The sequence below is a fragment of the Dysgonomonas sp. 520 genome, from assembly GCF_010501095.1.
Classification (GTDB): Bacteria; Bacteroidota; Bacteroidia; order Bacteroidales; family Dysgonomonadaceae; genus QVMP01.
This window is the reverse complement of sequence record NZ_QVMP01000028.1, coordinates 22,570-34,378: the sequence shown is the minus strand read 5'-3', so window position 1 is coordinate 34,378 and position 11,809 is coordinate 22,570. Positions and strand designations below refer to the sequence as shown.

Sequence of the window (11,809 nt, the reverse complement as noted above, 5' to 3'; positions counted from 1 at the left end):
AGAGGCAGGCTGTAAATCATTATCTTAAGCTACAAAGATAGAAAAAATTTGAAATTGCACTACAAATTATCCTTAAGTTTATTCAACTGTAACGGATTTTGCCAAATTTCGGGGCATATCCACATCCCTGTTTTTATGAACAGCCACATGATATGCCAACAATTGCAAGGGTATTGTAGACAACAGCGGATCGAGACACTCCAGTGTAGATGGAATTTGGATGTAATGGTCGGCCAATTCCTTTATGGTTTCGTCTCCATCACTAACGATTGCTATGACACGCCCGTTCCTCGCCTTTATTTCCTGAATATTGCTCACCACTTTCTCATAAATGGCATTGTTGGTAGCTATTGCCACGATGGGCATTTCGTTGTCGATCAGCGCGATAGGGCCATGCTTCATTTCGGCGGCAGGATAGCCCTCGGCATGAATGTATGAAATTTCTTTCAGCTTCAATGCGCCTTCCAATGCCACGGGATAGCTATATCCACGACCCAGATAAATGAAGTTGTGAGCATATGTGAATATGGACGAAAGATTCTTTATATCTTCGTTCAGTTTCAAAATTTCCTTTATTTTATTGGGAATATTTTGAAGTTCCTTCAATATTTTCAGGTAAACATCTTTTTCTATTGTGCCTTTTTCTTTGGCTATTGCCAACGCCATCATCGCCAGAACTGTTACCTGCGCAGTGAATGCTTTTGTAGAAGCCACTCCGATTTCCGGTCCGCAATGGGTGTATGACCCGGAATCGGTATTCCGAGGAATGGATGAACCCACTACATTACAAACCCCGTAAACAAAAGCTCCTGCTTTACGGGCAAGCTCTATGGCTGCAAGCGAATCGGCAGTTTCTCCCGATTGGGAAATTGCTATAACAATATCGTCCGGAAAAATAACAGGATTACGGTATCTGAACTCAGACGCATATTCCACCTCAACAGGGATGCGGCAATATTCTTCTATCAGATATTCACCTATCAGTCCGGCATGCCACGAGGTTCCACAGGCTATTATGATGATGCGGCGTGCATTGACAAATTTCTCTTTATAATCTATAATCCCCGACAGTGTGACGTTTGTTCCCTCCACATTGATACGCCCACTCATACAGCTTTGCAGAGTTTCGGGTTGCTCAAATATCTCCTTCAGCATGAAGTGAGGGTAGCCCCCTTTTTCCAACTGGCTTAAACTTAATTTAAGTTCCTGTATATGAGGAGTTGATACAACATTCGAGATGGTCACAATTTTTGGCTCTTCGCCTCTTCTTATCACCACTATTTCCTCATCTTCAAGATATATAACCTTGTTTGTATATTCTACAATAGGAGAAGCGTCCGAAGCGAGGAAGAACTCATCTTCACCGATGCCTACTACAAGCGGACTGCTTTTGCGTGCTGCTATAATCTGATCGGGATCGCTCTTGTCTATCACGGCAATGGCATAAGCTCCAATCACCTGATTCAAAGCTAACTGCACAGCCGTAAATAAATCGCAGTGGTTTGTACTTTTTATATATTCAATCAGCTGCACAAGCACTTCCGTGTCGGTGCTACTGTGAAAAGTATAACCTTTCGAGGTTAATTCCGCTTTCAGAACGGTATAGTTTTCAATGATGCCGTTATGAATAAGAGCCAATGATTCCGACTGAGAATAGTGGGGGTGTGCATTTGCATTGCTTGGCTCGCCATGAGTTGCCCAACGTGTGTGCGCAATTCCTATTGTTCCTGTGATGTTTTTGTCTTTCGCAAAATCTTCCAGATCCTGTACCTTGCCTTTAGCCTTGTAAACCGAGAGTTTGCTGTCGTTGTTTATCAGTGCAACCCCTGCACTATCATAACCTCTGTATTCGAGCCTATGGAGCCCTTTAATAAGTATAGGATAAGCGTCTCTGTATCCTATATACCCAACTATTCCACACATATATTTGGTAATATTTAAATAAGTAATTGAAAGAACTTAACGATATGTATCTATATATAACCTACTAAAAACTTGCTTTGCTAACTCTAGCTATGAATTAAGTCTGCGACCTTAATATTTCTCTGTCTCCTTCGAGGAGATTTTTATAGAAAAAGTAGACTACAAATATAAAACAAAAAAATAAAATTATATTTAGGTGTGATATTTTTTTTACTACGACGACATATAAAATGTAAATGTAATATCAATCGGGAGTTTTTAGCATTATTTATTTAGTTATTACGGATTAAATCAAGACAAAGTGATAAAAATAAGAAACTTAAACAAGACATACTACGGAGTTTCGCCCCTACACGTATTAAAGGGCATTGATCTTGATGTTCATAAGGGAGAATTCCTCTCTATTATGGGGGCATCCGGATCGGGAAAATCAACGTTGTTGAATATTCTTGGAATACTGGACAATTACGATACGGGAGAATACTATCTTGATGATGTTTTGATAAAAAACCTGAACGAAACCAGAGCCGCCGAACTCAGAAATCAGAAAATCGGGTTCATCTTTCAGTCCTTCAATCTTATATCGTTTAAGAATGCAGTGGAAAATGTTGCCTTGCCCCTTTATTACAGAGGTGTGAACCGGAAGAAACGTAATGCTATCGCCCTTGAGTATCTTGATAAACTAGGGTTGGCGAGCCATGCAAATCACCTGCCCAACGAATTGTCGGGAGGACAAAAACAGCGTGTGGCTATTGCACGGGCACTAATATCCAACCCTCAGATAATACTTGCCGATGAACCGACAGGAGCTTTGGATAGCAAAACATCGGCCGAAGTGATGGATATATTGAGAAACCTGAACACTGCGGAAGGGATCACAATGATAATTGTTACGCACGAACAGGCTGTTGCCGATGCAACCGACCGCATCATACACATAAAAGACGGAATAATAGGTTCGATTGAAATAAATGAACATCCCAAATCACTGTCAATAGAGTAAAGGTCATGTTTGATACAGATTCGATAAAAGAAATATTCCTCACCATCAAGCAAAATAAGTTGCGTACTTTTTTGACGGGTTTTTCTATCGCTTGGGGCATTTTCATCCTGATAGTTTTACTGGGAGCCGGAACGGGATTAAAGAACGGGGTCACATCCAATTTTTCGCGCCGGGCACAAAACACGATCGGGCTTTATCCGGGATACACCACCCTGCCTTATGCGGGTTTCCCCCTCGATCGTCAGATAAAATTCGACTATAAAGATATGCACCTGATTGAAAAGGAACTGGATGGGGTTTCGCATATAACTCCGGTTCTCAACAAATCGGTGAATTTGTCTCATAATAAGGAATATGGAGCTTGGACGCTCAGAGGCGTTTACCCTGATGCCGAATTTATTTACAACCTGACCATTTCGGAAGGAAGATTCATCAACCAATCGGATTTAGATCGTCTGAGAAAGGAAATAGTTATCAGTCCCGAAATGAAAGAAATACTTTTCAAGGGAGCCAGTCCTATCGGGCAGTATGTGGTTGCCGACAGCATTGCATATCAGGTTGTGGGTGTATACAAAGACGAAGGCAGTATGGGAAGTCCTCCGGCTTATATTCCATTCACCACGGGACAGGCTCTTTACAGAAAATTTTATGGGATGGACAAGATAGAGTTTGTTGTTCCGTCTCTCAATTCGGTTGAGAAAAGTAAAGAATTTGAAGATATATTTCGTGACAAATTGGGTAAGCTACATAAATTTGATCCGAAAGACCGGTCTGCCATCTACATACAGAACACTGCCGAACATGCTGCACAAGCAACAACAATATTTTGGGCAATCAACATAGCTATGTGGGCTATCGGGCTATTCACACTCATTGCAGGTGTGGTGGGGGTTGGCAACATTATGCTGATAACCGTGAAAGAAAGGACTAAAGAATTCGGCATACGTAAGGCAATCGGAGCATCGCCCATTTCTATACTGAAATCTGTTGTTCTTGAATCCATTATGATAACTGCTATCTTCGGATACATAGGCATGATCTTCGGATTAGGCCTGATGGACTTAATCGGGACGGCAATGGGAGCCGGAGGTCCAAGTTCACCCGATAAGCCTGTGTTTTTCGCAGACCCTACTGTGGGGATGGATGCGGTGATAGGTGCAACAGTTACCCTGATCATTGCAGGTGTAATAGCAGGATTGATTCCTGCGATAAAAGCAGTAAGGGTGAAACCGATAGAAGCAATGCGGGCAGAATAAGTCGATAAGAAAAAAATGAAAACTAAGAATAATACGAAGCAACAACAACTTGTTTACTCGTCTACTTGTAACTAATAAATTATGTTCGATATAGATAAATGGCAAGAAATATGGGCAACAATATCCCGCAACAAAACACGGAGTATCTTCACCGGATTTGGCGTGTTCTGGGGCATATTTATGCTTGTTATTCTGCTGGGATTAGGAAACTCTTTCACCGGTGGAATTGCAAAACAAGTGGATGGTTTTGCCGTTAACTCGTGTTTCTTTGCATCTCGTTTAACAAGTGAGCCTTATAAAGGATTCCGAAAAGGTCGTTCGTGGAATATGAACAACCGTGACCTTGAGGTGATAAAGCAAAGAGCCACTGCACTGGAATACATATCGCCCATGCTGTTTGGTCATAATGGGGCAAAGAATGTTGTCAGAGGACAGCGCACATTCACTTCCGAGGTGAGGGGGGTATATCCCGATCATTTCAAAATTGAACAGCAATATGTTCTCAACGGCAGATTGTTTAACGACTTGGATATTAAGTACAATCGAAAATCCTGTATGATAGGAAAAAAAGTATATGAGGCGCTTTTTGATAAAGGAGAAAACCCCATAGGGCACTATATCAAGGCAAATGGCATTTACTTCCAGATTGTAGGGGTGATGAAACCTAAATCCAATGCCAGCATTGGGGGAGATGTGGAATCATCTGTATATATTCCTTTTACCACCATGCAACAGGCTTACAATCTGGGAGATGTAATCTATTTCATGGGATGTACCGCCAAACCCGGCTACGAGGTTTCGGTATTGGAAACTCAAATTACCGAAATTCTTAAGAAGAATCACAATATTGCTCCTGACGACAAAAAAGCAGTGATGAGTATAAACTTAGAAACACAATTCAAGATGTTTACTTACTTGTCGTTGGGTGTGGAGATTTTAATTTGGATTGTAGGGATGGGTTCATTACTGTCGGGAATAATCGGTATTATGAACATTATGCTTGTAACGGTAAGGGAAAGGACTCGCGAAATAGGAGTACGTCGGGCATTAGGCGCAAAACCGAGATCAATATTGACTCAAATTATGAGCGAAAGCCTTGTGCTTACTTTCATTGCGGGATTCCTTGGACTTGCATTGGGCGTACTGATACTCGAATTGATAAGGCAAGGAATGATGATGGGAACAGAAGATTCTTTCTTTATTCCTCCTTTCATATCCATAGGAAAGGCTCTTGCCGCCTTGCTTATACTGTCTGTTTCGGGATTGTTGGCCGGATTGCTACCTGCTTCGAGGGCGTTGCAGATAAAAGCAATTGATGCCATCAGAGATGAATAGAATAGATATAAAAAAATTAAAATAACTTGTAACTCGTTTACTCGTAACTTGTAACTTATTTATTATGAAAAAGGTTTTAAAAATTGTGCTCTTTATATTTTTAGGGCTATTGGTAATTATCCCGATTTACTTGATAATAAAGAATTCGATGGGTAAAGAAACTCTCTACGAGGTGGTGGTTGTAGAAACCAGCGACATTGAAAACACATCCGTAGCAACAGGTAATGTGTCGCCCCGAGACGAGATATTGATAAAGCCACAGATTTCAGGTATCATCACCGAAATAAGGAAAGAGGCGGGCGACTTTGTGAAAACAGGAGAGGTAATTGCAGTGGTGAAAGTTATCCCCGATGTTTCGCAGCTCAATTCGGCGGAGTCTCGTGTCAATCTGGCAAAAATCAACCTGAACCTCGAAAAAACGAAATATGACCGCCAACGGGAACTGTTTGAAAAAGGTGTTATCGCTAAAGAAGAAATGGACAAATCGCAGGCCGACTATAACAATACCCGTGAAGAGTTGAGAACAGCCCAAGACAATCTGGATATCGTGAAAACGGGTATATCCAAGTCTACCGCACAATATAGCAACACCCAAATACGTGCCACCATCGACGGCATGGTTCTGGATGTTCCCGTAAAGGTGGGAAACTCGGTTATTCAGGCAAATACGTTTAATGACGGAACAACAATAGCTACCATTGCCAACATGAACGACATGATTTTTATCGGAAAAATTGATGAAACGGAAGTAGACCGTATCCATGTGAATATGCCCATGAAATTAACTATTGGCGCAATCGAAAACAAAAAATTTGATGCAAATCTGGAATACATCGCCCCGAAGGGAACCGAGGAAAGCGGCGCAGTTTTGTTCGAAATCAAGGCCGCAGCACGTATTCCCGATAGTGTATATATCCGTGCGGGATATAGCGCAAATGCCGAGATCGTGGTTGCTAAAGCCTCTCAGGTATTAACTATCCCCGAAAGTTCGGTTACATTCAGCAACGACTCGGCTTATGTGTATGTTGTGAAGACGGAAACACCCAAGCAGGAATTTGAAAAGAAGCTAATCAACGTGGGATTGTCGGATGGAGTTAAAATTGAAGTGAAATCGGGATTGAACAAGGGCGACAAAGTGCGTGGCAATGTGATTGACCCGTATGCAAAGAAAGAAGAGGAAGGTAGCGGAGAGCACCCGCCTCATGAATAATTTAATTTATCGTTACAATGAAAAAATATATAATTACGGGATGTTTTCTTCTTGCGGCTATATTAGTGCAGGCGCAAACCAAATGGACGTTAAGGCAGTGTATCGACTACGCCATCGAAAACAACATCGAGATAAAGCAACAAGACCTTACGGTTAAAAACTCGGAAATAGAGCTGAGCACAAGCAAAAACAGCAGGCTGCCCGATTTAAGCGCAAGCGTGAACCAGGAGTTCAACTTTGGAAATGCTTATTCGGAAGCGTCTAAGAGTTATGTGTCGAGCAATAGTTCGGGAACATCTTTCAATGTGTCTTCCAATACGCCTATATTTACAGGATTCAAAATACCGAACGAAGTTAAAGCCAAGGAGTTGAACCTGAGTGCTGCCATTGAAGGATTGAAAAGAGTTAAAGACGATATCGCTTTGCAGGTGACATCTTATTACCTGGATGTGCTTTTCAAAAAAGAAATATTAAGAGTGTACGAAGAGCAGGCTTCACTGACGCAAAAACAGGTTGAGCAGACTTCCATTTTAGTGGAAAGCGGAAAAGTGGCACGATCTCAGCTATTCGACATAAAGTCTCAACTTGCCGGTGACGAACTGAATGTTGTAAACTCAAAAAATGATTTAGACCTCAGCCTTCTCAATCTGGCACAAGCATTGAATTTGCAAGATAATAGCAACTTCGACATAGAAGTGCCTGTTGTGGCGGATGTGATAGAAAATAATCTGGCTAGCGTTTTACCTGTCGATCAGATATACAGAACTGCCATAAACGTGAAACCTCAGGTGAAAGAGGCTGAGTATAACATCGAAAGCAGCAAAAAATCGTTGAAGGTTGCCCAGGCAGGTTACTATCCTACTCTGAACCTAAATCTCGGATACAGCACCCGCAGTTTGCATGTGAACGGGATGAACAACGAAAGTTTCTTCGACCAGTTGAACCATAACAGCGGTGAATATATAGGCTTGACATTAAGCATCCCCATCTTCAACCGTTTTCAGACACGAAATCAGGTAAGGGCGGCACGATTGAAGATTCAGAATAACGAGCTTTCGCTTGACAATACAAAACTGGCTCTTTTCAAAGAGATTCAGCAAGCATATCAAAGTGCTGTGGCGGCACAGGCTAAGTACGATTCGAGCGAAAAATCATTAGACGCTGCCGCCGAATCGTTCAAATATGCGAAGGAAAAATATGAGGTCGGCAAATCGACCGTATACGAATACGATCAGGCTCAAACCAAACTGATTTCGAGCAAATCGGGATTGATTCAGGCTAAATACGATTTTCTGTTCAGAGCCAAAATTCTGGATTTCTATATGGGCAAGGAAATCACCCTGGATTGAAAGAGGTAGCTCAAAAACTTCTTTCTTGCCATCCTGAGTGAAACGAAGTATCTGGGTTGTCTATATCTTCAGTAAGCAACAGATTCTTCACTACGTTCAGAATGACAATACCTGAAACTCTAAAGCAGGCTGGCAGCTTCTTTGTCTAAAAACCAATACAAGTTTCCATAATTTGGTATTACTCTGGCAGCGGGATAGATTTCCTTATATTCTGCCCGTTGCTGGATAATATTCCTTACTATTTCAGCCTTGTTTTTTCCGGTGACAAGAAACACTATATTTTCGGCATTGTTCACAACTTTCCCGCTAAGGCTTATCCTGTACATCTTCGATTCGGGATGCCTTGCCACAATACAGTTGGAGTGGCTATCCCAAAAATTGATATGGTCGGGAAAAATAGAAACCGTATGTCCGTCGTCCCCTAATCCTAACATCATAATATCAAACACAGGGAAATTGTTTTTTTTAGGCAAATTCTCATCTAAAATCTCTGAGTATCTTTTAGCCTCGTCTTCCGCTTCATTTTCGCCATGAATACGGAAAATATTGTTTTTGTCGATAGCACTAACTTTTGAAAAGAGCAGATCTCTGGTCATTCCATAATTGCTCATCGGGTCGTCGGGCACAACACAGCGTTCGTCTCCCCAATAGAAACGAACCTTTTGCCAATTTATACCCGTCTTGCAATTATCTGCCCAATAGTTGAAAAGAGCTTTAGGTGTAGAGCCTCCCGAAAGGGAAAGATTCAGCTCCCGCCTTTTTTTTAGTTCCCTCCTCAGAAAAGATGTGAAATCTTCCGCCAGTTTTTGCACATCTTCGTATATGTAAATTGTTTCATTGTTCATAGTTCACAATATATTCCATCGTCCGACAAATTCTTACACGGATAACGCCATGTCTTATTTTCACCTTCAATCAAACTATCAGCACATTCCGGTCCCCACGAACCACAAGGATAACCGTACAGCGGGGCATCCGGGTTCGAGTTCCAATAGTCAAGTATCGGTTGCACTATCTCCCATGTTTCCTCTATGGCATCCCCTCTCGAATATAAAGTAGAATCGCCGAGCATAGCATCGAGCAGAAGCCGTTCGTATGCTCCCGGAACATAAGTATCTTGCAACTGACTGTAATGAAAGTCTATATTGACTTCCTTCACTTTATAGCCTGCCCCCGGAATTTTCATTCCCGTTTTCAACAGGATTCCCTCATCGGGATGTATCCTTAATACAAGTACATTCCCTTCGCTCACATACCCTTCATTTTCAGGGAAAAGTTTTAACGGTGTAGGGCGGAAATGAACAACCACTTCCGATACCCGGGTAGGCATACGCTTCCCTGTTCTGATATAGAACGGCACACCGCTCCATCGCCAGTTGTCGACAAATAGCTTCATCGCCACATAAGTTTCAGTCCTTGAGTTGGCATCAACCCCCTTTTCTTCCCTGTAACCCTGCATTGGCTGCCCTTTTACTTTTGCTGCCAGATATTGACCTCTTATCACATTGCTTTCTATATCCGCTTCCGTAAACGGACGGATAGCCTGATAAACTTTCAGCTTCTCGTTCCTTATTGCATCCGATTCTATAACACTGGGCGGCTCCATTGCCACAAGTGCTACAAGCTGCATCAAATGGTTTTGAACCATATCACGCAATGCTCCCGAATGGTCGTAATAGCCACCTCTGTTTTCCACACCCAAACTCTCGGAGGCAGTTATCTCTATATGATCGATATAGTTTCTGTTCCACAACGGCTCAAAGAAACCGTTGGCAAAACGAGTCACCAGCATATTCTGAACCGTTTCTTTTCCCAGATAATGATCCATCCGGTACAATTGGCCTTCATCATAATCGGTCAACAACGAAGCATTCAGCTCTTTAGCCGATTGCAGATCGGTACCGAAAGGCTTTTCTATAATTATCCTTCTTATTTTTCCGTCTTCACTATTCAGTCCCTGCTCGGCAAGAAATTTTGGAATCAGTGGATAGAGATTCGGAGGCGTAGACAGATAGAACAAATAATTTCCTTTTGTATCGTAGTCCGAATCCATTTTCAGCAACCGCTCTTTCAATTTCGAATAATCGGAAGCCTCGTCCGTATTGATAGACAGATAGAAAAGCAGATTCAGGAAATCGGATATATTTTCTTCATCCACATCTCTTTTCGATGCAAACTGCCGTATTCCGTCAGCCATCTTTTCACGGAACGAGTCGTCCGAAAAAGGGCTGCGGGCAACACCCAATATAGCAAACCTGTCGGGTAGGGATTTTTGTATATACAGATCAAATATTGCCGGAATCAGCTTCCTGTATGTGAGGTCGCCCGAAGCTCCGAATATAACCAATACCTGATCTTCCGGTTTCTTTTTCATCATTTGTCTTTTTTCATTTCGTGCCCGCCAAATTGATTCCTTAGGGCAGACAGCAGTTTGTAAGCGTACGAATCATTATCTCTCGATTCGAAACGTGTGAATAGCGATGCCGTGATTACATGTGCAGGCACGTCGAAATCCATTGCTGTTTGCACAGTCCAACGACCTTCGCCACTGTCTGAAACATAAGGCTTGATTCCGCTCAGGTCTTCATTGCCTTCAAGAGCATTGCCTATAAGTTCAAGCAGCCACGAGCGCACTACCGAACCTTGCATCCATACCCGTGAAACTTTCTCCAGATCGACATCGTAAGGAGATTTTCTCATGATTTCGAATCCTTCGGCATAAGCCTGCATCATGCCATACTCGATGCCATTGTGTATCATCTTCACCATGTGTCCCGACCCACTTTCGCCACAACGTATGTAACCGCTTTCGGGAGCAAGTGATTTGAAAATAGGCTCTGCAAAATCGCACGCACCTTTTTCACCGCCATACATCAAGCAATATCCGTTTTGAAGTCCCCATACACCGCCACTTGTTCCGCAGTCGATATAATGAATGCCTTTCTCGGCTATTTTTTTACCTCTTTCAACAGATTCGCGCCAGTAGCTGTTGCCTCCGTCCACAATAATATCATCTTTTCCGAGTAGAGAAGTCAGTTCGACAATATTCTCATCCACAGGTTTTCCGGCAGGAACCATCAGCCATACCAGTTTACGGCCTTCCAGTTTGCTCACCAAGTCGTGCAAGTTGGCAGATACGATTGCACCTTTGCTCACCGCTTCGTCCACTTCTTTTTCTGTCAGGTTGTAAACCACTACTTCGTGCCCGTGATTCAAAAGGCGTTCAACCATTTTACCGCCCATTTTGCCTAGACCTACAAATCCGATTTTCATAATGTTTTGTCTTTTAATTTTATATATTCCACCTGTAGTGCATTTATAGCTTTAATGTTAAAGCATTCATAATGAAATTTTTATTTGAACTGTCATTCTGAACGAAGTGAAGAATCTGGGCTTTTAGTCTTAGATCCTTCGTTTTACTCAGGATGACAAGATGATTATGTATTATCTTTCAATCTGTTGCCTTTTATTTTTTAATGCACTACGAGTATATTCCTAAAATAATTAACAGCGAAGTTATGGTTTTGTTGAATATTTAGTTAAAATTCACATAAACCGTTTTTTGCTGATACAGATAATGTATTGACATGAAAGGTATTGCCTTCAAGAAATGAGACATTGCTTTTATCTATCGAGATGCTGTCCAATCTTTTTTTTGATTAGGCACAAAGTTTTCTCATCACGCTTCGTTTTTTAAGCATGACAAATAGTTAAAATGAAAATTGTTAAGGGT

9 protein-coding genes are annotated in these 11,809 nt (G+C 41.9%); 5 read left to right on the top strand and 4 right to left on the bottom strand.

Features of this window, described 5'->3' with window-relative positions; all coding sequences use genetic code 11:
* Positions 1-78: 78 nt before the first annotated feature.
* A complete protein-coding gene (glmS, locus tag D0T56_RS14690; RefSeq protein ID WP_163320921.1) occupies positions 79-1,923 on the bottom strand; it encodes a glutamine--fructose-6-phosphate transaminase (isomerizing) in 1,845 nt (614 codons plus the stop codon).
* A 301-nt stretch (positions 1,924-2,224) separates the two neighbouring features.
* On the opposite strand from glmS, the gene D0T56_RS14685 reads away from it, so the two are divergent.
* The 5 genes from D0T56_RS14685 (at position 2,225) to D0T56_RS14665 (ending at position 8,076) form a co-directional block, all read left to right on the top strand.
* Positions 2,225-2,926: an ABC transporter ATP-binding protein gene (locus D0T56_RS14685; RefSeq protein ID WP_163320920.1), complete on the top strand. Its 702-nt coding sequence runs from the start codon at positions 2,225-2,227 to the stop codon at positions 2,924-2,926.
* 5 nt (positions 2,927-2,931) lie between these two features.
* The gene (locus D0T56_RS14680; protein WP_163320919.1) at positions 2,932-4,182 is read left to right on the top strand and encodes an ABC transporter permease; all 1,251 of its coding nucleotides are present in this window, start codon (positions 2,932-2,934) and stop codon (positions 4,180-4,182) included.
* Between the two features lie 81 nt (positions 4,183-4,263).
* Positions 4,264-5,517 carry an ABC transporter permease gene (locus D0T56_RS14675; RefSeq protein WP_163320918.1) on the top strand — a complete coding sequence of 418 codons (1,254 nt, stop codon included), beginning with the start codon at positions 4,264-4,266 and terminating at the stop codon, positions 5,515-5,517.
* Between the two features lie 64 nt (positions 5,518-5,581).
* Positions 5,582-6,727, top strand: coding sequence for an efflux RND transporter periplasmic adaptor subunit (locus D0T56_RS14670; protein ID WP_163320917.1), 1,146 nt, complete (start codon positions 5,582-5,584; stop codon positions 6,725-6,727).
* 17 nt (positions 6,728-6,744) lie between these two features.
* Complete coding sequence (locus tag D0T56_RS14665; RefSeq protein WP_163320916.1) at positions 6,745-8,076, top strand: TolC family protein; 1,332 nt, start codon at positions 6,745-6,747, stop codon at positions 8,074-8,076.
* A gap of 119 nt (positions 8,077-8,195) precedes the next feature.
* Here D0T56_RS14665 and pgl read toward each other — a convergent pair whose 3' ends face one another.
* The 3 genes from pgl to gnd are packed head-to-tail and all read right to left on the bottom strand — an operon-like array spanning position 8,196 to position 11,349.
* Positions 8,196-8,921 (bottom strand): 6-phosphogluconolactonase, encoded by a 726-nt coding sequence (pgl, locus tag D0T56_RS14660; protein WP_163320915.1) that lies wholly within the window; start codon positions 8,919-8,921, stop codon positions 8,196-8,198.
* Entirely contained in the window at positions 8,918-10,453 is a 1,536-nt protein-coding gene (zwf, locus tag D0T56_RS14655; RefSeq protein ID WP_163320914.1) for a glucose-6-phosphate dehydrogenase, read from the bottom strand. The genes pgl and zwf overlap by 4 nt, the downstream gene beginning before the upstream one ends.
* Positions 10,450-11,349, bottom strand: coding sequence for a phosphogluconate dehydrogenase (NAD(+)-dependent, decarboxylating) (gene gnd, locus D0T56_RS14650; protein ID WP_163320913.1), 900 nt, complete (start codon positions 11,347-11,349; stop codon positions 10,450-10,452). The genes zwf and gnd overlap by 4 nt, the downstream gene beginning before the upstream one ends.
* Positions 11,350-11,809: the final 460 nt, after the last annotated feature.